The following is a 19,638-nucleotide window of genomic DNA, read 5'->3' as shown; positions in this document are numbered from 1 at the left end:
AGGGTCGGGGCATGCCCGCGCACTCTCGAGCCGCCGTCCTGCCCGAGCTGACCGGAGACGTCGTCGACCTCACCGCCGCCGTCTGCGACATCCCGTCCGTCTCCGGCGACGAGACCCGGCTCGCCGACGCCGTCGAGGCCGCGCTGAAGCCGCTGGGACACCTGGAGGTGCTCCGGGACGGCGACTCGCTCGTCGCCCGCACCAACCTCGGGCGCGATCACCGGGTCGTCATCGCGGGACACATCGACACCGTGCCCATCAAGACCAACGTGCCCACCTGGCGGGAGACCGCCCTCGACGGCACCGAAGAGCTCTGGGGCCGCGGCACCGTCGACATGAAGGGCGGCGTCGCCGTCGCCCTGCACCTCGCGGCCGTGCTCACCGAGCCGCGGTGGGACATCACCTGGGTCTTCTACGACCACGAAGAGGTCGCCGCGGACGACAACGGCCTCCGCCGCCTCGTGGCCAACCACCCCGACTGGGTGAGCGGCGACCTGGCCGTCCTCGGCGAGCCCACCGCCGGCGGCATCGAGGGCGGCTGCAACGGCACGCTCCGGGCGGAGATCGCCACCACCGGCCGCACCGCCCACTCGGCGCGTGCGTGGCGCGGGGTCAACGCGATCCACGCGGCCGGCGAGATCCTCGACCGGCTCCGCGCCTACACGCCCCGCGAGGTCGACGTCGACGGCCTGGTCTACCGCGAGGGGATGAGCGCCGTCGGCGTCACCGGCGGCATCGCCTCGAACATGATCCCCGACCGCTGCGTGGTGACCGTCAACTACCGGTTCGCACCGTCGCTGGACCCGGCCGGCGCCGAGGCCCACGTCCGTGAGCTCTTCGACGGTTTCGACATCGAGATCACCGACCTCGCCGGCGGAGCCCGGCCGGGTCTCGACGACCCGCTCGTGCAGAGCTTCGTCGAGTCCGTCACCGGTGTCACCGGCGGCGCCCCGGGGCCGAAGTACGGCTGGACCGACGTGGCGCGGTTCGCCGAGCTCGGCATCCCCGCGGTCAACTTCGGCCCCGGTGACCCGATGCTCGCCCACGCTGACGACGAGCGCTGCGCCGTCGAGGAGATCCGCTCCTGCGCGCGGGCCCTGCACACCTGGCTCGCCTGAGACCGGCGGGCAGCCGGGGGCGACACCCCGCCGGACCGCACCACCTCCGGCGCCGAGAGACAATGGCGCCATGAACCGTGAGGTCCGCAGCAACCGCGACAGTGACGGCAGCCGCATCTACAGCCGGGGGCCGGTGCTCCTGCGCCGGGGCCGTATCCCGCGCGAGACGACCGACGCGAGGCTGCTGGCTCCCGAGCAGGACATCGACTGGCTCCACCAGGACCCGTGGCGGGTGATGCGCATCCAGGCGGAGTTCGTCGAGGGCTTCGGCGCGCTGGCCGACCTGGGCCCGGCGATCTCGGTGTTCGGCTCCGCCCGGATCAGGAAGGACGACCCCGAGTACGCCCTCGCGGAGGACGTCGCCCGTCGGTTGGTCGACGCCGGCTTCGCCGTCGTCACCGGCGGCGGTCCCGGCGCCATGGAGGCCGCCAACAAGGGTGCGGTGGAGGCCCAGGGCGTCTCTGTGGGCTTGGGCATCGAGCTGCCCTTCGAGCAGGGCATGAACAAGTGGGTCGATCTCGGCATCAACTTCCGGTACTTCTTCGCCCGGAAGACGATGTTCCTGAAGTACACGCAGGGTTTCGTCGTCCTTCCCGGCGGGTTCGGCACCATGGACGAGCTCTTCGAGGCCCTGACCCTCGTCCAGACCCAGAAGGTGTCGTCCTTCCCGATCGTGCTGGTCGGCTCCGACTACTGGGGCGGCCTCGTCGACTGGCTCCGCGGCACCATGCTCGAGCGGGGGACCATCTCGGAGCCCGACCTCGGCCTGCTGCCCGTCGTGGACACCGCCGAGGAGGCGGTCAACGCCGTCGTGCACGGCATGGAGGAGCTGTTCAGGGAAGCAGAGGCGCAGGCTGCTGCGGCAGACGACGCGGGGGGCGCCCCCGAGTGAACTAGACTTGCCCCAGCGATCACCCCGCCAGGGCGGGGAGCTCCACCCGCGGGGGTGGTCGAGGATCCATGGAGAAGAGGGGTACACCACATGGCCGCGATGAAGCCGAGGACCGGAGACGGGCCGCTCGAGGTCACCAAGGAGGGGCGCGGCATCGTGATGCGGGTTCCGCTCGAGGGCGGTGGTCGGCTCGTCGTCGAGCTCACTCCCACCGAGGCCGGTGAGCTCAGCGAGGCGCTGAACGCGGTCGCTGGCTGACCCCAACCGAACCATCGACGGCCGGCCGGCCTGATGCCTGCCGGCCGTCGCCATGTCCATTGTGTGGAGAAGGCTGTGCCGCACCCCGAGAACCCGCCCGCCATCACCCTCCCGGAGACCCACCTGCTCGACGAGCCGGTGCTGCCGCTCGAGTGCCGCGCCGAGTGGCTGGACCGGGAACCGGCGGTGCTGGCCGTGCCGGTCCACCCGCCGGTGGAGGAGGCGGAACGGGCGCGGCTGGGTGGCGAGGGCTCCGACGTCGCCGCCCGGTACGGCGTCGACCTGCTCGCCGAGGCCGAACGTGACCTGCCCGGCAACGCCGGCTCGGCCGGGTGGACCGCCGTCGTCCGGCTGCCACGGGCGTTGCCCGGGACGCCCGCGTTGCCGTGGGAAGGGCTGCCCGGCACCATCGTGCTCGTCGGCATCGGCGACGGCGGAGCCGCCGCGGCGCGCGAGGCCGGCCTGGCCCTCGGCCGGGCGGCCGCCGGCACGGGCGAGGTGGCGCTGACCATCGGCGACGAGCTGGACGCACAGACCCTGCGCGCCCTCGTGGAGGGCTTCCTGCTCTCGGCGTACCGGATGCCCCGGACCGGCCGGACACCCGCGAAGGCACCGCCGGCGCCCGAGGCGCTGGTCCTCGTCGGCCGGGTCGAGGGCGCCCCGCAGGCCCTGGCGGAGGCCCGCGCCGGCGCCCGCGCCACCTGGCTGACCCGGCTGCTTTCCGCGACGCCGTCGAGCACCAAGAACCCGGACTGGATCGCCCGGCAGGCCACCGCCCTCGTGACGGACGCGCCGATGACCGGCGGGACCCTCGGCGTGGAGGTCCACGACGAGCAGTGGCTCGCCCGGCAGGGCATGGACGCCATCCTCGCCGTCGGCGGCGGTTCGGCCACCGCGCCGCGGCTCGTGGTCGTCACCTGGCGGCCCGACGAGGCCGTGCGCTCCGTGGCGCTCGTCGGTAAGGGGATCACGTTCGACACCGGCGGCATCTCGCTCAAGCCGCGAGAGTCGATGGTGCCGATGAAGACCGACATGGCCGGCTCCGCCACCGTGCTGGCCACCGCCCTGGCCGCGGCCGAGCTCGGCCTACCCGTGCAGGTCACCGCCGTGCTGCCGCTCGCCGAGAACGCGATGAGCGGCAGCTCCTACCGACCGGGCGACGTGGTGACGACCTACGACGGCACCACCGTTGAGATCTCCAACACCGACGCCGAGGGACGCATGGTCCTCGCCGACGCCCTCGGCTGGACCGTCGCGACTCTCGCCCCGGACGACGTCGTCGACGTCGCCACCCTCACCGGCGCGGCCACGCTGGGTCTCGGGCGCTCGCACGCCGCCCTGTACGCCGCCGAGGAGGACCTCGCCGAGGCGCTCACGCGCGCGGGCGAGGAGACCGGGGAAGGGCTCTGGCGGATGCCGTTGGTCGAGGAGTACCGGCCGGCGCTCGACTCCGCCGTCGCCGACGTCGGGCACGCCGTGCGCGAGACCCACGTCGGCGGAGGATCGATCACGGCGGCCCTGTTCCTGCAGCGATTCACCGGCGATGCGCGGTGGGCACACCTGGACATCGCCGGAGCCGGACGCTCCGGCAAGGCCGACAGCGAGTTGCCGGCGAACGCGCCGACCGGCTACGGCGCGCGGCTGCTGCTGCGCTGGCTGGAGTCCCTCTCCGGCTGATCGGGCGACTCCCGAGCCCGCACCTGTCGAAGGTTGCGCGGCCCGTCAGCGGCGGACGGCAAGGAGCAGGCCGTCACCGCTGGGCAGCAGAGCGCTGACCATGCGGTCGTCGTCGCGGATCTGCTTGCCGAGCTCACGGACCGCGACCGTCGCGTCGTCCCGCCGGGCGGGGTCGGCCACCCGGTCGTGCCACAGGGCGGCGTTGACGGCAAGCACGCCGCCCTGGCGCAGCAGCCGGATCGCCTGGGAGACCTCGTCGACCGCCTCGGAGGGGTCGCCGTCGAGCAGCACCATGTCGTAGACGCCGTCGGCCAGGCGGGGGAGCACGTCGTTCCCGCGCCCACCGATGAGGCGAGCGCGGGCCGGCTTCAGCCCGGCGGCGGCGAAACCCTCCCGGGCCGCGCGATGGTGCTCGGGCTCGACGTCGATTGTCGTGAGGACACCGTCGGGCGCCATCCCACCGAGAAGCCACAGGCCGGAGACGCCCGTGCCCGTCCCCACCTCGGCGACCGCACGTGCGTGGGCTGCGGACGCGACGACGCGCAGCGCCGCACCCACACCGGGAGTGACCGGCGTGACGCCGAGCTCCTCGGCCCGGGCACGTGCCTCGGCCGTGGCGTCGTCCTCGGTGACGAACTCTTCGGTGTAGGCCCAGGACTGGGCCTTGTCGGCGCTGATGGTGACCTCCTGGGGTGATTCCCACGGCTGCTTGCGCTGATCGTACCGGTGGCCCGCTCGCCGGCCGCCCACCGGCCGCGCAGCGGACGCTCGGGAGGCCGCTGCGGCGGAAGAACGGTGGCCCAGGAGGTACCCAGGTAGTCTTCAGGTTCGCTCCGTAGCATGACCCGCCACGACTTCCGACAACGCCTGCACCACCAGGCGGACAGGGGACGGCCATGGACGAGGCACCGCGCAACGACGGCGCGGTGGCGCCTGCTCCCGACGACGACGCGGCCGAGCGGCCGGTCTGGTCGCCGCCGTCGTGGGAGGACATCGTCGTCGAGCACACCCCGCGGGTCTACCGGCTGGCGTACCGCCTCACCGGCAACACCGCGGACGCCGAGGATCTCACCCAGGAGACCTTCGTCCGGGTGTTCCGGTCGTTGCACAGCTACCAGCCCGGCAACTTCGAGGGCTGGCTGCACCGCATCACCACGAACCTCTTCCTCGACCAGGCACGTCGGCGCTCGCGGCTGCGTATGGACCCGATCGGTGACGCCGGCGAGCGACTCCCGGCCGCGCACGACTCCGGCGAGCCGGAGCGTGGCTTCGAGCACGCCCACCTGGACCTTGACGTCCAGGCCGCGCTGGACGCACTGCCGCCGAAGTACCGTGCCGCCGTCGTGCTGTGCGACATCGAGGGGCTGTCCTACGAGGAGATCGCGGCTACCCTCGGCGTCAAGATGGGCACCGTGCGTTCCAGGATCCACCGGGCGCGGGCGCTGCTGCGCGATCAGCTCGCGCACCGGCGCCCAATCAGGACGGTCGAGGCGGTCGAAACCTCCAGGCAGGAGGTTCGATGAGCCATCTCCGCGACGAGATCACCGCGCTCGTCGACGGCCGACTCGCGCCCGAGGAGACGGAGGCCGCCCTCGAGCACGTGGTGGCGTGCGAGGAGTGCGCCACCGTGCTGGCCGCCGAGCGCGCCTTCCGGCGCCGGCTCTCCGAGGCCCGGGACGTGCTGCCGAGCGAGGACCTGACCGCCCGACTGATGGAGCTCGGCTCGGGCCCCGTTCCGCCGGCTCCCCGCGGCGCGCGGGCCCTCGTGGGGCGCGCCTGGGAGCCCCTGACCTACGGCCCGGTGCGGCGCCGAGCGGCCGCACGCGGCTCACTCGTCCTGGCGGGAGCCGCCAGCGTGCTCGGTGTGCTGGTGCTGGTCGGCGCCCTGTACGAGCGCACCGGCGATCCCGTCACCATGCTCAACGAGGTGGACGGTCCCGCCGAGAGCCCGCTGCAAGTCATGGCGACGGCGGACGCCGTGGCGTCGGCGGACGAGGCCGACAGTACCGAGGCCGCGCTCGCATGGCTGCGGCAGAACGGCTGGGTGGCGCCCGAGCACGTCCCCGACGGCGCCAGCATCTCGCTCGTCGGGTCGGTCGGTTCTCTGCACCCCGCCGACCCCGAGCAACCGGTGGGCGCGCAGGACGACGAGGTCATCGTCGTCGACTTCCGCCAGGACGGGCGCACGGCGACGGTCGTCCAGCAGCGCGGCGTCCTCGAGGTTGCCGACCTGGCGGGCCTGGAGGAGGTCGACCTCGGCGAGAACGAGGTGCACCAGCTGCCCGGTTCGAGCGCCACCGTCGTGCTGCAGAGCGCCGGGACGACGGTGCTCGTCACCAGCGACAACAGCCCCGAGCTCGTGCGCGCGATCGCGGCCGGGATGCCTGCGAGCCAGCCCGGCCCCGGCGTGGGCGACCGGATCGACCGGGGATGGCAGACTCTCGTCGGATGGACGGACCTCCTGCTGCAGCCGCAATGACGGGCGCCCCGGTGGCGAAGGAGCCAGCATGACGACCAACGAGCGCCCGCCGGCGTACGACCCCCCGCAGTCCCCGAGACCGCAGGGCAACGAGCACCACGCCCACGGGCGGCACGTACCGAACTCGTACGCACCCGACTCGTACGCACCCGGCCCGTACGCACCCGGCCCGTACTCGCCCGGTCCGCCGGAATCCGGGCCACCGCAGGGATTCCCTGGTTTTGCCGCGCCGGGCGGACCGGCCTCCTACCCGCCTCCGCCGGTACCGAAGTCCGCCGCCATCGGGTTCGCGGGCCCCGCGACGGCGGCCGGTGCGCGCCGTCGTCTGCCTCTCGGGGTTGCCATGCTCCTGATCGTCGTGGCCCTCCTGGCCGGTGTGATTCTCGGCGGTGCCGGTGCCCAGCTGCTGTTCGCCCGTGGGCAGGATCCGTCCGCTCTGCCCACCGCCACCAGCCCGGAACCGTTGCCGGAGTCGGTCGCCGGCATCGCCGAGTCGGTCCTTCCCTCGACCGTCTACATCCAGGCACGCGGCGGCCCGACCGAGGCGGCCTCCGGCACCGGTCTCGTGCTGCGCGAGGACGGGTACATCGTCACCAACAACCACGTCATCGACGTCGCCGCCGAGAACGGCACGATCGTCGTCGGGTTTCCCGACGGCAGCGAGGAGGAGGCCGAGGTCGTGGGCCGCACACCCGACTACGACCTCGCCGTGCTCAAGGTGTCCCGGACGGGCCTCGAGCCGCTCGTCCTGGCCGATTCCGACAGCGTCGTGGTGGGCGAGCCCGTGGTGGCGGTCGGTGCCCCTCTCGGTCTCGAGGGCACGGTGACGTCCGGGATCATCAGCGCGCTCAACCGGCCGGTGACCGCCGGCGCCGGCGGCAGCACGACGTTCATCAACGCGATCCAGACGGACGCCGCCATCAATCCCGGCAACTCGGGCGGCCCGCTGGTGAACCGCGACGGCCAGGTGATCGGCATCAACACGGCGATCGCGCAGGGTTCGGGAACGGGGCGCGCCGCCGGCAGCATCGGTCTCGGGTTCGCTATCCCGTCCAACCAGGTCCGACGCACCACCGAGCAGATCATCGCCACGGGCCACGCCACGTACCCCATCATCGGGGTCACCCTCGATGCCAGGTACCGCGGCGAGGGCGTGCGGGTCATCGACCAGGAGGTCGACGGCCACGCTCCGGTCGCTCCGGGCGGCCCGGGGGACGAGGCCGGCATCCGTCCCGGCGACGTCATCGTCAGCATCGAGGGCCGCCCCGTGACCGATCCCGACGAGCTGATCGTGGCCGTGCGCGCCAGGGCCCCCGGCGACGAGGTGGTGCTGGGGGTGCGGCGCGGCGGCGAGGTCGAGGAGATCACCGTGATCCTGGACGAAAGGGCCAGTGGCTAGGGCCTGCGCGGCCGACCCGGACACCCCGGTCGCCTGAGACCCGTATCCTGGGCGGGTGTTCGGGATCAACGGTGGTGAGCTGGTCGTCCTTGCCATCCTCGCGTTCCTCGTCATCGGCCCCGAGCGTCTCCCCGAGCTCGCGCAGCAGCTCGCCCGACTGACCCGTGAGGTCAAGCGGATCGCGCTCGGCGCCCGGGAGAAGGTACGTGAGGAGCTCGGACCCGAGTTCGACGACCTCGCCTCGCTCGACCCGCGCCAGTACGACCCGCGCCGCATCGTGCGCGAGGCACTCATGGAGGACGAGGAACCCAAGCCGAAGCCCAAGCCGCGGGCCGCACGTCGGCCCTCCGAGCGCGCCGGGAAGGCCGCGGCCGCGGCCACCGCGGGCGCAGCGGCGGCTGCCGGGACCGGGCCGACCTCCCAGGACAAGGCCGCCGAGGATGACGAATCCACCCGGGAGGACAAGTCCCCTCGGGAGGACCGGCCCGGCAAGTCCACCACTGGGCAGGACAAGCCCGCTGAGGACACGGCGGGTCCGGCGTCGCAGGCCACCGACGGCGCGCAGGCCGGCGACCGCGCGGAACCGGCCGAGGCCGCGGGCAGGGTGACGGAGACGGCCGCGGCTGGCGCCCCCGCATCGACCGCGGCTGCTTCACCGAAGGCCACGCCGGCGACGTCGGCGGCCGCTGCGCCCGCTGCGGCCGGAGCAGCCGCGGCAGGCGCCGCCGTCGCGGTGGACACCGCAGAGGAGAACACCGCCTCGGCAGAGCCGACCACAGCGGCGGCCGCCAACGGCACGGCGACCGACGACTACGTCGTCCCCTTCGACAACGAGGCGACCTGACCGCACCGTCGGTGCGGCCGGCCGCGGAGAAGTCTCGACGGTGGGCATGTGCCGCCGCTGTCCCGCTCAGGCCGGTTCGCCGTTGCGGTACCGCGAGGGAGGCACGCCGATCACCCCGGTGAAGGCCCGCGTGAAGTGCGCCTGGTCGGAGAAGCCCAACGACGCCGCAAGGTCGGCAAGGTCTGCGCCGTCCCCGGAGTCGATCGCGCGAGCGGCGTCCTGCAGCCGATAACGGCGCAGCACCCACAGCGGCGAGACGCCGACGTAGTGCGCGAAGAGCCGTTGCAGCGTCCGCGGCGAGACGTGCACCGCCGACGCGACCGGAGCGAGCGTCACCTGGCCGCGGCCACGCATCAGGGCCACGGCCTCGCGCACGGTCCCGTACCCCGGGTCGTCGGCGATCTGCTCGAGCCGCGGTGCCAGCAGCTCGGCGGCATACTCCAGGAACAGACGCAGCCGTGCCGGCTCGTCCGGCTCGGCGAGCACCGCCGTGCGCAGCTCCGCCACTCCCGGCCCGAGCACCTCAGAGGCATCAACAACCCGCGACGTCAGCTCACCGGCGTCGACGTCGCGCAGGGCGGCGAGCCCACCGGGCCGGAAGGCGAGGCCGGAGACCCGGCCGGCCACCGGCAGATCGACGGTGAAGACGCGGGTGACCACCCCGTGCACCAGGGCCGCCGGCATGGCGTGCCCGTGCAGCTCGCCGTCGGCGTCCTCGACCGTCAGGTGCGCCACCGGGTCCCCGAGCACCCGCGCCCGAAAGGGCAGGACGCGGTCGCGTCGCCAGGACACCCACCAGTAGTGGTCGACGACGAGCGAGACCGGATCCGGGACCGGTTCCTGAGCGGTCTCGAAGACCTCCGTCCCCGCGTTCGGCCACAGCACACCGGCCGGCCGTCGGACGTGTCGCGAATGTTCAAGGGCCACGAGCCAGACTGTAGGCAGGCTGGCCGACATGAACACCACCGCATCCCCCGCCAGCTCCGCCGTCCCGACCCCGTCCTCCTACCGGCCCGAGGGCTTCACCACGCTCACGCCGCTGATCGTCGTCTCTCCCGCGCGTGCGGCGATCGACTTCTACACCGACGTCTTCGGCGCCCGCGTCACCACACGCATGGACGGACCCGACGGGTCCGTGTGGCACTGCGAGCTCGACCTCGGCACGGGACGCCTGCAGGTGATGGACCCGAACCCGCAGTTCCACACCGTCGGCAACGCCCCAGGCACCGATGACGTGACCTTCAGCCTCGCGATCTACGTCGCGGACGTCGACACCGTCACCGACGAGGCGCGTGCCCGTGGCGCCCGGGTGCGGGAGGAACCGGTCGACTTCGAGGTCACCGGAGACCGGTTCGCCTCGATCCAGGACCCGTACGGGGTGCGGTGGACCGTGATGTCCCGTATCACCGACAAGACCGACGAGGAGATCCAGCAGAACCTCGACGCGTGGCGCACCTCGATGGAGTGACCCAGCCCGAGCACCCGAGCAGCCCGGTAGCGTCGGCGTCGTGAAGGTCGACACCTGGTCCAGCGGTGAGACGAGCGCCGTCCGGTTCGGCGAGGCCTACGGCGCCCGCTGGGCACCGCAGCTCGCCGTCGCCACCGCGGACTACCGCGATCTCTTCGCCGCCTTCGGCATGCCCACCGAGGACTGGCGAGAGCTCGCGGAGACCTCCCGCATCGCGGCCGCCGAGCACGCGCCCGGCGTTGCCGCCGAGCTCGACGGCGTCGCCCGGGGGAGCGGGCTCGAGCCCTGGCAGGTCATGGCGCTGAACGCCCGCACCGAGATTCTCGCGGTCGCGCGGGCCGGCCTCCAGGAGTGCTCGACGGCGGTCTACCTCCCGCGCGACGGGAGCGCTCCGCGCACCCTCCAGACCTGGGACTGGAACGTCGGGGTCGGTGACGAGGGGATCGCCCGCAGCTTCCGCACGGCGGACGGCACCGGCCTCGTGACGGTCGGTGAGCACGGTCAGGCCGCGAAGTTCGGCGTGAGCAGCCGCGGCGTCGGTGTACACCTCAACATCCTCAACCACGCCGACGACGGCGCCGGCGGTGGCGTCCCGGTGCACGTGCTCGCTCGGCTGATCCTCGAGCAGGCGAGTGACCTCGACGGCGCCGTGCGGATCGCCGAGTCCGTACCGGTGAGCGCGTCGACGGTCCTGACGGTCGTGACCCGTGAGCCCGCCGCCGCCTGCCTGGAGATCTCGCCGGCCGGCGTCGGCGTCGTGCCCGCCGCACCGGGCGTGCCGCTCGTGCACGCCAACCACTTCCTCGACCCGGTGCTCGCGGCCGGCGAGGCGGTCGCGGGAGACAGCACCACCTATGCGCGCATGGCGTGCCTGACCGAGCACGCCGAGCTCGCGGCGATCCCCGCGCCGCTCGACCGGGCGCTGGCGTTCGGTGCGCTCCCGGACCCGGCGATCTCCGTACGGCCGAACCCGGTGCTGCCGCCGCACCGGCGGCCGGAGACCAAGCTGACCATCGCGATCGACGTCGCGGGGGCCGCCGTCGAGTACCACCCCGGTGCGCCGGCGGACGTCACCGCCGAGGGCTGGCGGCGGGTCGCCGCGCCGCAGGTCGAGGCCGCGGTCGGTCCGTAGGGGCGGTCGTTCCGAAGGGTTGCTACCGCTTCTCGAACGCCGTGAGGTAGGCGCCGAGCATCGCCTCGAGCTCGGCGACGACGGCGGGGCGCTCGGCGGGATCGGCCGCGGCGATCGCGGGCATGGTCGCCTGGAAGGTCCGGATCATCATCTGGGCGACGCGGTCCAGCTCGGTCGCCGGCCGTCCGGGGTTGCGGGCGTCCAGGAGCGCGCTCACCCGCTCCAGCATCGCCTCCTGCACGGGACGGACGGCGTCGGACAGCCCTGCCGGCATGTCCGGGCGGCCGTGCAGCGCACGGAAGCCCGGGTTCTCGGCGTCGAAGGCGAGGATCGGGTCGACGACCCGGCCGACGACCTCCTCGGCGGGTAGCGTCGCCACGTCACTCATGCCGAAGGCGGCATCGTGCGCGGCACGCAGTCGCTCCGAGTACTCGGTGACGAGCGCGGTGGCGATCTCCTCCTTGTTGCGGAAGTACCGGTACAGCGAGCCGGGCGAGATCCCCGCCTCTGCGGCGATCCCGTTGGTCGTCGCGGCCTCGTACCCGTCGCGGGCGAAGACGTGGGCGGCCGCGTCGAGGATCTCGTTCATGCGTCGCAGGCCCCGTGCCTGGCGCCGACGCTGCGGCGCCGACGTGTCGCTGCCGGAGCGCCGGGCGTCCGACCCGGTGCGGTGCTGCTGCTCCATCGTCGAAGCGTACTGTCGGCGACACCCGCGCCTACGGCGATCGGACGCGCCATGCACACCCGCGAGCGAGCTTCCTGACGTCCGCGCATCCCGCTCGCGCCATCGCCGCGACCGGCGCCGGTCTGGGACCCTACGACCCGTACGAAAGGTCTGCTCATCACCGAGAATCACGCCGACACCGAGAACCACCGCGTCGTCGCCTGGGGCGACGAGCTCAGATCCGTCCACCGGCGCCTCCGCGAGGCGCTCAGCCTCACTCGCACGGCCCTCGACAGCGCCGACGGTGCGTCGCCCGACCAGGCCTACCCACTTCCGCTACGAGGAGCGGAAGCTCCTGGCCGTCCTCGACGCCCTCGAGCTCGACGCCGAGCCGCGGGAGTACCTCGGTCCGCTCGCGCCCTGAGACGCGGTGGACGGACGCCGTGGGCGGCCGCCACGCGACAACGGGGCGACTTGCGAAGGAGATTCCTTCGGAAGCCGCGCCGTTGAGGCTGGCGCGCCGGCGGCAGAGACTCGACGGGTGACGTGCCGGGTGCCGGGACTCAGCGGCCGCCGACGGGGCTGATGCCGAGCGAGCGACCGGCGAGGCCGCGCGAGCGGTGCGAGAGCGAGCTCGCCAGGGAGCGCAGGGCCTCGGTGGCGGGGCTGTCGCCGTCGCGCAGGACGAACGGGGTGCCGGTGTCCCCGGACTCGCGCAGCGCCAGCTCGATGGGGACCTGGGCGAGCAGGGGGACGTCGTAACCGAGCGACTCGCTCAGCTCGGCGGAGACGCGCTCGCCGCCGCCGGAGCCGAAGAGGTCCACGCGGGTACCGTCCGGCTGGGCGAGCCAGGACATGTTCTCCACGACGCCGACCACGCGCTGGTTGGTCTGCTCGGCGATGATGCCGGCCCGCTGGGCCACCTCCGCGGCGGCCACCTGCGGGGTGGTCACGACGAGGATCTCGGAGTTCGGCAGCATCTGGGCCACCGAGATCGCGATGTCACCGGTGCCGGGCGGCAGGTCGAGGAGCAGGACGTCCAGGTCGCCCCAGAACACGTCCGCGAGGAACTGCTGCAGCGCGCGGTGCAGCATCGGGCCGCGCCAGACGACCGGCCGGCCGTTCTGGGTGAACATGCCGATCGAGATGACCTTCACGTCGTGCTGGACCGGCGGCATGATCATGTCGTCGACCTTGGTCGGCGGCAGCTCGACGCCGAGCATGCGGGGGATCGAGAAGCCGTAGATGTCGGCGTCGACCACGCCGACCTTGAGGCCGTCGGCCGCCATCGCGGCGGCGAGGTTCGCCGTCACGGACGACTTGCCCACGCCGCCCTTGCCGGAGGTGACGGCGTAGATCCGGGTGAGCGAGCCCGGCTTGGAGAACGGGATCTCCGGCTCGGCGGCGCCGCCACGCAGGGTGCTCCGCAGCTCCTTGCGCTGCTCCTCCGTCATCACGCCCATCTCCACGCGGACGTCGGAGACGCCGTCGAGCGCGCTGACGACGTTCGTCACGTCCCGGGTGATGGTCTCCTTGAGCGGGCATCCCTCGGTCGTCAGGTCGACGCCGACGACCACCAGACCACTGGGTTCGACGTCGACGGACCGGACCATCTTCAGCTCGGTGATCGGGCGGCGGATCTCGGGATCCATGACGTTGACCAGCTCGGCCTGGACGGCCTCGGCGGTGGGTGCGCTCATGTTTCCATCGTAGGTGGCGTACGCGGTCCGGCGTGGGGCCCGTCCCGGGACCCGCCCCGGGGACCGCCGTCACCGGCCTCATCACCGTGGCGCTCGTCCCCGCTGCCGACGCCTTCGCGAGCCATGTGCGCCAGCTCGCGCTCCAGCTCACGGATGCGTTCCTCCCGCTCCTCGACCATGTCCTCGAGCAGGCCTCGAAGCTCCGAGCGGACGAAGTCGCGGGTGGCGACCTCGCCGAGGGACAGGCGCACGGCCGCCATCTCGCGGGCCAGATACTCGGTGTCGGCCAGGTTCCGCTCGGCGCGCTGGCGGTCCTGCTCGTTGCTGACCCGGTCCCGGTCGTCCTGGCGGTTCTGCGCGAGCAGGATCAACGGCGCCGCGTAGGACGCCTGCAGGGACAGCATGAGGGTGAGCGCGATGAAGCCCATGTCCGGGCTGTCGAAACGCAGCCGCACGGGCGCCAGCACGTTCCAGAGCATCCAGGCCGCGCAGAACACGGTCAGGTAGAACAGGAAGCGGGGCGTGCCGATGAATCGCGCGATCGCCTCGGAGACCCGACCGAAGAACTCGGGGTCGACCCTCGGGCGACGGAAGCGCCCGCCCTCCAGCGGCGTGTCGAGCCGATCAGCCATGTGCCGTCCTTGTCATCGCCTGGTCGGTGATCTCCTCGTCCGCGCCGCGCCAGTCGTCCGGCAGCAGGTTGTCCAGGACGTCGTCGACGGAGACGGCGCCGAGCAGCCGGCGGTCCTCGTCCACGACCGGCAGCGCGGTCAGGTTGTAGGTGGCGAGCAGGCGCGTGACCTTGCCGATGTCGTCGTCCGGCAGCAGGTGCTCGACGTCCTTGTCCAGGATGGCGCCGATGAGCTCGTGCGGAGGTTCCCGCAGGGCGCGCTGCAGGTGGATCACGCCGAGCAGCCGTCCGGTCGGGGTCTCCAACGGTGGTCGCACGATGAAGAGCATGGCGGCCAGCGCCGGGGTGACGTCCTGGCGGCGGGCGTGGGCGAGCGCGGTCGCGATCGTCGCCTCGGGCGGCAGGATCACGGGCTCGGTGGTCATCAGACCACCCGCGGTCAGGTGCTCGTAGGCCAGCAGGCGCCGCACGTCCTTGGCGTCCTCGGGCTCCATCCGTTCCAGGAGCTCTGCGGCCTTGGCGTCGGGCAGCTCGCTGACGAGGTCGGCGGCGTCGTCGGGCTCCATGGCCTCGAGGACGTCCGCGGCCCGCTCGACGTCGAGGCCGGAGACGATGGAGACGCGATCGTCCTCGCCGAGCTCCTCGAGGACGTCGGCCAGGCGATCGTCCGGGAGGCCCGCGGCGACCTCCAGGCGGCGCGTGTCGGGCAGGTCGTGCAGGACGTCGGCGAGGTCGGCGGGCTTGAGGTCCTCCAGCGTGGCGAGCAGTGCGGTGGCCCCCTGGTGCGCCGGGTTGACGGCCAGGCCGGTGACGTCCTCGATGTCGACGACCAGGCCCTCGCCGCGCCGGCCCATGAGACCGCCGCGTGCGGCGCGCCGCACGAACAGCTTCGTCACGTGCCAGTCGCGGTTGCGCTGCTGCTCCATCGCGACGTCCTTGACGGTCGCCGTGCCCGAGTCGTCGCGGAACGTGACCTGCCGGTCCAGCAGCTCGCCGACCACGAGGGTCTCGGTGGGGCGCTGCTCGAAGCGGCGGATGTTGAGCCGGCCGGTGGTGATCACCGCGCCGGCGTCGATGCTCGTCACCCTGGTCAGTGGGACGAAGACCCGCCGCTTGCCCGTCACCTCGACCACCAGGCCTACGGCGCGCGGGGCGCCCTTGAGCCGCATCACGACGACGACGTCGTGCACGCGGCCGACCTGGTCGCCCAGCGGGTCGAAGACCGCCGTGCCCTTGAGCCGTGCCAGGTACACGCGGGTCGCGGTGGTCGGTCGGGAGGTCGGCTGGCTCACCAGGCCAGACTAGCCAGCACCGCCGTCCTGGGGCCTGACGACGGTCCAGGTGGCGCACGGCACGCCCGCGTTGGTTGGCACTGCAGCGCACCCCGGAGGAAGATCGACGTATGTCATTGACCGGCAAGCAGCCTCGCACCTCTGTCCCCACCCCTCCCACGGGTGTGGAGGTGGCGTCCTACGGCACGTACCTCGAGGCGCAGAAGGCCGTCGACCACCTGTCCGACAAGGCTTTCCCCATCCAGCACGTGACGATCGTCGGCACCGACCTGCGGATGGTCGAGCGGATCACGGGGCGCCTGACCTATGCACGAGTCGCCGGGGCGGGCGCGATGAGCGGTGCCTGGTTCGGCCTGCTGATCTCCCTGCTCCTGGTGTGGTTCACGCCCTCCGGGGAGTTCCCGCTGTTCGCCGGCGTGCTGATGGGTGCCGCGTTCGGCATCCTCGCCGGTGTCGTGTCCTACGCCATCACCGGCGGGAAGCGGGACTTCACGTCGGCGAGCCAGGTGGTCGCCTCCCGATACGCCGTCCTGTGCGAGGCGGAGGAGGCCGCGAGGGCGGGACAGCTGCTGACCGAGGGCGGCTTCGGCGGACGGGTGCGCCCGACGGGCCCCGCGTCGGCCGCTTCGCCGTCCTCCGGTTCAACGTCGTCCGGTTCACCGTCGTCCGGGGCGGCGCAGACTGTCCCGCCCGGGCACGGGGCGCCACCGGCGGGAGCGTCCATCGAGCGCCCGGCCGGCGAAGAGCCCGAGCGACGCGAGAAGCCGAGGTACGGGCTTCGTCTGGAGGACATCGAGCAGCGCCCCGAGCACAAGGAGGGCGACCGCGACAGCGCCTCCGGCGAGGCCGGCAACCGCGGATGAGTCGGTCGGTCCCGGTCGGGCTCTCGTCGTCGTCCGTCTACCCAGGCAGCATCCACGAGACGTTCGCGCTGGCCCAGGACCTCGGATACGACGGCGTCGAGATCATGGTGCTGCGCGATCCCGAGAGCCAGCACCCGGAACGGCTGCGCCAGCTCTCGGACACGTACGGGATGCCGGTGCTGGCCATCCACGCGCCCACCCTGCTGCTCACCCAGGGGGTGTGGGGCAGCGACCCGTGGGACAAGGTCGACAAGGCCACCGAGCTGGCCCACGACGTCGGAGCCGACGTCGTGGTCCTGCACCCCCCGTTTCGGTGGCAGCGCAGCTACGCGGAGCACTTCGTCGGCGCGATCGCCGAGCGGGAACGCCTCGACGGCATGCGACTGGCCGTGGAGAACATGTTCCCCTGGCGTGTCAGGACCCGGAGGCGTGAGCGCACCATGCAGGCGTACCTGCCTGGATGGGATCCCCTTGAGCACGACTACCGCTCGATCACCCTCGATCTGTCGCACACCGCCACCGCGGGGTTGGACCACGACGCCGCGCTCGCCATGGCCGATGAGCTCGGCGACCGGCTCGCCCACCTCCACCTCGCGGACGGCACACCCAACTTCATGGACGAGCACCTCGTGCCCGGCAGCGGCGAGCAGCCCTGTGCGGAGGTTCTGCGGATGCTCGGTGCTCAGGCGTTCGGCGGCTCCGTCGTGGTCGAGGTCAGCACCCGGAAGATGTCCGCCGTCGGGCGCCGATCGGCGCTCGCGGACTCCCTGACGTTCGCGCGTAAGCACCTCGAGGCCGGACGACGGATGAGGACCTCCGGCGGCGTCGCCGGGACACCCGAAGAGGCCTGACCCCGGTCGCGACGGCGCGGCGGGGCTGCTCGCCGCCGGTGACGGACGTTCCGGACGGCCCTCGACGGCAATGTGGTACGTTCTTGGCCGTTCCTCGGGCCAGGTCATCGAAGCGTCAAACTGTCGCAAATGACCTGCCACCCACGCGGTCGGCACCGGGCCTGCGGACGACACACAGAGCAGCCGCCTGCTGGTGCCGCCGCCCCGACGCGGCCGCGACCGCGACTCGTCAAGGTCGCACGCCAGCGCGCAAGGGGCCAGACCCCGGCTGCCCGCGCCGCGACGCGGCGCGTGGCGGGTGCGCTCCCGCCTGCGCCGCAGATGCGCGGCCGGCGAGCGCCCGGACGCACGACACGTCCCCCGCCGTGACCTGGAAGGACCGATCAAGAAGGCGGTGGTGCGTGTGGCGAGCCAGGAACTCGCTCAGCTCGGAATCGGGGTCGTCGTGATCCTGCTGGTGGCGTTCTACGGGGGGACATTCCTCATGTCCACCCGCATCGGCAAGAAGAACGAGGACGCCGACGCCTACATGACCGCGGGGAACAAGGTCGGCTTCGGCATCTCGGCCGCCAGCATGACCGCCACGTGGATCTGGGCGTCCTCGATGTACGCCTCGGCCACGTCCGGGTACACCTACGGCATCTCCGGGCCCATCCACTACGGGCTCTGGGGCGCGCTGATGATCCTGTTCATCTACCCGTTCGGGAAGCGCATCCGGAAGGTGGCACCGAAGGCCCACACGTTGGCCGAGGTGATGTACGCCCGGCACGGACGCTCCAGCCAGCTGATGCTCGCGGGCTCGAACATCGTCGGCAGCGTCATCTCGCTCATGTCGAACTTCATCGCGGGCGGCGCACTGATCTCGCTGCTCTCGCCGATCAACTTCGTCCAGGGCGTCCTCATCGTCGCCGGCGGCGTGCTGCTGTACACGCTGTGGTCGGGGTTCCGGGCCTCGGTGCTGACGGACTTCACCCAGGTCATGGCGATGCTCGGGGCGGTTGCCGTCCTCGTCCCCGTCATCTTCTTCGCCGCCGACTTCCCGACCGTGTTCACCAGCGGTGCGGACAACCTGACGGCGCAGCAGGGGAACTTCTTCTCCTCCGACGCCTTCCTCAACCAGGGTGCGCCGTACATCGCGGCGGTCCTGGCCTACGCCATCGGCAACCAGACCATCGCCCAGCGCCTCTTCGCCGTGCGCGAGGACCTCATCAAGCCGACGTTCGTCACCGCGACGATCGGGTACGGCGCGATGGTGATCGGTGTCGGGATGCTCGGCGTGCTCGCCCTCTACCTCGGCATCGAGCCGCAGGGCGGGGACCTGAACAACCTGGTCCCGCAGATGGCGGCCACCTTCCTGCCGCCCGTGCTGCTCGCGGTGTTCTTCATCATGATCATCGGGGCGCTGTCCTCGACCGCGGACTCCGACCTGTCGGCGCTGTCGTCGATCATGATGGCCGACGTCTACGGCCAGAACGTGGCCGGCAAGGAGAAGGCCGACCCCAAGGTCATGCTCCTGGTGGGTCGGGTGACCATGATCATCGCGACGGCGCTCGCGGTCGCCTTCGCGAGCATGCAGCTGAGCATCCTCGACCTGCTGGTGTTCGTCGGTGCGCTCTGGGGCGCGCTGGTCTTCCCGGTCATCGCGAGCTTCTACTGGGACAAGGTCACCAACAAGGCGTTCACGATCTCCGTGCTCGCCGCGCTGGCCCTCTTCCTCCCGGTGCGCTTCTCGCTCGTCCCGATGGCCGGCGTCGTCGGCATCGTCGTCGACGTGCTCTCGGTGGTCGGGATCGGCGTCGTGCTGGGCCTGATGACGTTCGGCTTCTTCGGCCTGAAGCCGGCGAAGATCGTCGGTGCCGTGGCGTCGATCGCCGCAGCACCTTTCGCCATCGGCGCCCTCCACGAGTACACGACGCTCAGTGCCTCGCTGGTCGCCTACGCGGTGAGCACCCTCGTGTGCTACTTCATGTCGTTCCGGGCCGAGCAGTCCTTCGACTTCGCGCTCATCAAGAAGCGCACGGGCGACTTCGATCACGAGAACGTCGACGAGGACCCCGACGAGTACGTCCCGGCAGGCGCGCCGGGATCGTTCGCCTGACTAGGAGGAAGACATGGAGACCATCCTGAGCGCGTACGTACTGGTGTGGCCGGCGACGGTCCTCGTCATCATGGGCGTGATCTTCCGCGGCTTCGTCAAGGACGTCCGCGAGGCGCGAAAGCAGGGGCACGACCTCATCTGAGGCGTCGGTACTGCGCCGAGGGCTCCGGTCGTCTCGTTCGTACGGGGCGCCGGGGCCCTCGACGTTCGTGCGCCGCCCCGGCCGCCGAACCTGACGAAGTGATCGTTGATCGCAGGCGGATCACGACCAC

General features: G+C 72.1%; 20 protein-coding genes. 14 read left to right on the top strand and 6 right to left on the bottom strand.

Going from position 1 to position 19,638, the window contains the following annotated elements; all coding sequences use genetic code 11:
* Positions 1–11: 11 nt before the first annotated feature.
* The 4 genes from dapE to ABD907_RS06545 all read left to right on the top strand — a co-directional run bounded on the left by dapE (position 12) and on the right by ABD907_RS06545 (position 3,945).
* Complete coding sequence (dapE, locus tag ABD907_RS06560; RefSeq protein ID WP_345214947.1) at positions 12–1,118, top strand: succinyl-diaminopimelate desuccinylase; 1,107 nt, start codon at positions 12–14, stop codon at positions 1,116–1,118.
* Between the two features lie 70 nt (positions 1,119–1,188).
* Positions 1,189–2,010, top strand: a complete 822-nt coding sequence (locus ABD907_RS06555; protein ID WP_345214946.1) for an LOG family protein — start codon at positions 1,189–1,191, stop codon at positions 2,008–2,010.
* 90 nt (positions 2,011–2,100) lie between these two features.
* On the top strand, positions 2,101–2,268 hold the full coding sequence (locus ABD907_RS06550; protein ID WP_345214945.1) for a DUF3117 domain-containing protein: 168 nt from the start codon (positions 2,101–2,103) through the stop codon (positions 2,266–2,268).
* Positions 2,269–2,343: 75 nt separating this feature from the next.
* Entirely contained in the window at positions 2,344–3,945 is a 1,602-nt protein-coding gene (locus tag ABD907_RS06545) for a leucyl aminopeptidase family protein (RefSeq protein ID WP_345214944.1), read from the top strand.
* A 45-nt stretch (positions 3,946–3,990) separates the two neighbouring features.
* Here the strand turns inward: ABD907_RS06545 and ABD907_RS06540 are convergent, their stop codons facing one another.
* Entirely contained in the window at positions 3,991–4,623 is a 633-nt protein-coding gene (locus tag ABD907_RS06540; RefSeq protein ID WP_345215414.1) for an O-methyltransferase, read from the bottom strand.
* Between the two features lie 218 nt (positions 4,624–4,841).
* Here ABD907_RS06540 and sigE point away from each other — a divergent pair, with 218 nt between their 5' ends.
* From sigE to ABD907_RS06520, 4 genes are read left to right on the top strand one after another with little or no spacing between them, the layout of a single operon-like run.
* Positions 4,842–5,468: an RNA polymerase sigma factor SigE gene (sigE, locus tag ABD907_RS06535; protein WP_345214943.1), complete on the top strand. Its 627-nt coding sequence runs from the start codon at positions 4,842–4,844 to the stop codon at positions 5,466–5,468.
* Positions 5,465–6,424, top strand: a complete 960-nt coding sequence (locus tag ABD907_RS06530; RefSeq protein ID WP_345214942.1) for an anti-sigma factor family protein — start codon at positions 5,465–5,467, stop codon at positions 6,422–6,424. The genes sigE and ABD907_RS06530 overlap by 4 nt, the downstream gene beginning before the upstream one ends.
* Positions 6,425–6,452: 28 nt before the next feature.
* Entirely contained in the window at positions 6,453–7,823 is a 1,371-nt protein-coding gene (locus tag ABD907_RS06525) for a S1C family serine protease (protein ID WP_345214941.1), read from the top strand.
* Between the two features lie 55 nt (positions 7,824–7,878).
* Positions 7,879–8,667 carry a twin-arginine translocase TatA/TatE family subunit gene (locus tag ABD907_RS06520; RefSeq protein WP_345214940.1) on the top strand — a complete coding sequence of 263 codons (789 nt, stop codon included), beginning with the start codon at positions 7,879–7,881 and terminating at the stop codon, positions 8,665–8,667.
* A 66-nt stretch (positions 8,668–8,733) separates the two neighbouring features.
* Here ABD907_RS06520 and ABD907_RS06515 read toward each other — a convergent pair whose 3' ends face one another.
* Positions 8,734–9,594 (bottom strand): AraC family transcriptional regulator, encoded by an 861-nt coding sequence (locus ABD907_RS06515; RefSeq protein WP_345214939.1) that lies wholly within the window; start codon positions 9,592–9,594, stop codon positions 8,734–8,736.
* Between the two features lie 28 nt (positions 9,595–9,622).
* Between ABD907_RS06515 and ABD907_RS06510 the strand changes: the two genes are divergently transcribed.
* Both ABD907_RS06510 and ABD907_RS06505 read left to right on the top strand, forming a co-directional pair.
* Positions 9,623–10,135, top strand: coding sequence for a VOC family protein (locus ABD907_RS06510; RefSeq protein ID WP_345214938.1), 513 nt, complete (start codon positions 9,623–9,625; stop codon positions 10,133–10,135).
* 40 nt (positions 10,136–10,175) lie between these two features.
* On the top strand, positions 10,176–11,267 hold the full coding sequence (locus tag ABD907_RS06505) for a C45 family autoproteolytic acyltransferase/hydrolase (protein WP_345214937.1): 1,092 nt from the start codon (positions 10,176–10,178) through the stop codon (positions 11,265–11,267).
* A 22-nt stretch (positions 11,268–11,289) separates the two neighbouring features.
* Here ABD907_RS06505 and ABD907_RS06500 read toward each other — a convergent pair whose 3' ends face one another.
* The 4 genes from ABD907_RS06500 to ABD907_RS06485 form a co-directional block, all read right to left on the bottom strand.
* The gene (locus ABD907_RS06500) at positions 11,290–11,952 is read right to left on the bottom strand and encodes a TetR/AcrR family transcriptional regulator (RefSeq protein ID WP_345214936.1); all 663 of its coding nucleotides are present in this window, start codon (positions 11,950–11,952) and stop codon (positions 11,290–11,292) included.
* Between the two features lie 542 nt (positions 11,953–12,494).
* On the bottom strand, positions 12,495–13,631 hold the full coding sequence (locus tag ABD907_RS06495) for an Mrp/NBP35 family ATP-binding protein (RefSeq protein WP_345214935.1): 1,137 nt from the start codon (positions 13,629–13,631) through the stop codon (positions 12,495–12,497).
* Entirely contained in the window at positions 13,628–14,263 is a 636-nt protein-coding gene (locus ABD907_RS06490; RefSeq protein ID WP_345214934.1) for a DUF1003 domain-containing protein, read from the bottom strand. Before ABD907_RS06490 ends, ABD907_RS06495 begins: the two co-directional genes overlap by 4 nt.
* A complete protein-coding gene (locus ABD907_RS06485; protein WP_345214933.1) occupies positions 14,256–15,554 on the bottom strand; it encodes a magnesium transporter MgtE N-terminal domain-containing protein in 1,299 nt (432 codons plus the stop codon). Before ABD907_RS06485 ends, ABD907_RS06490 begins: the two co-directional genes overlap by 8 nt.
* 110 nt (positions 15,555–15,664) lie before the next feature.
* Between ABD907_RS06485 and ABD907_RS06480 the strand changes: the two genes are divergently transcribed.
* The 4 genes from ABD907_RS06480 to ABD907_RS06465 all read left to right on the top strand — a co-directional run bounded on the left by ABD907_RS06480 (position 15,665) and on the right by ABD907_RS06465 (position 19,508).
* Positions 15,665–16,417 (top strand): general stress protein, encoded by a 753-nt coding sequence (locus ABD907_RS06480; protein ID WP_345214932.1) that lies wholly within the window; start codon positions 15,665–15,667, stop codon positions 16,415–16,417.
* On the top strand, positions 16,414–17,268 hold the full coding sequence (locus ABD907_RS06475) for a sugar phosphate isomerase/epimerase family protein (RefSeq protein ID WP_345214931.1): 855 nt from the start codon (positions 16,414–16,416) through the stop codon (positions 17,266–17,268). Before ABD907_RS06480 ends, ABD907_RS06475 begins: the two co-directional genes overlap by 4 nt.
* A gap of 403 nt (positions 17,269–17,671) precedes the next feature.
* Positions 17,672–19,366, top strand: a complete 1,695-nt coding sequence (locus tag ABD907_RS06470; protein WP_486334043.1) for a sodium:solute symporter family protein — start codon at positions 17,672–17,674, stop codon at positions 19,364–19,366.
* A 13-nt stretch (positions 19,367–19,379) separates the two neighbouring features.
* Complete coding sequence (locus ABD907_RS06465; protein WP_345214930.1) at positions 19,380–19,508, top strand: putative transporter small subunit; 129 nt, start codon at positions 19,380–19,382, stop codon at positions 19,506–19,508.
* Positions 19,509–19,638 lie beyond the last annotated feature (130 nt).

Source organism: Georgenia halophila, assembly GCF_039541595.1.
Note: the sequence above shows the minus strand (reverse complement) of the source record. Positions and strands in the feature narration are given on the sequence as shown.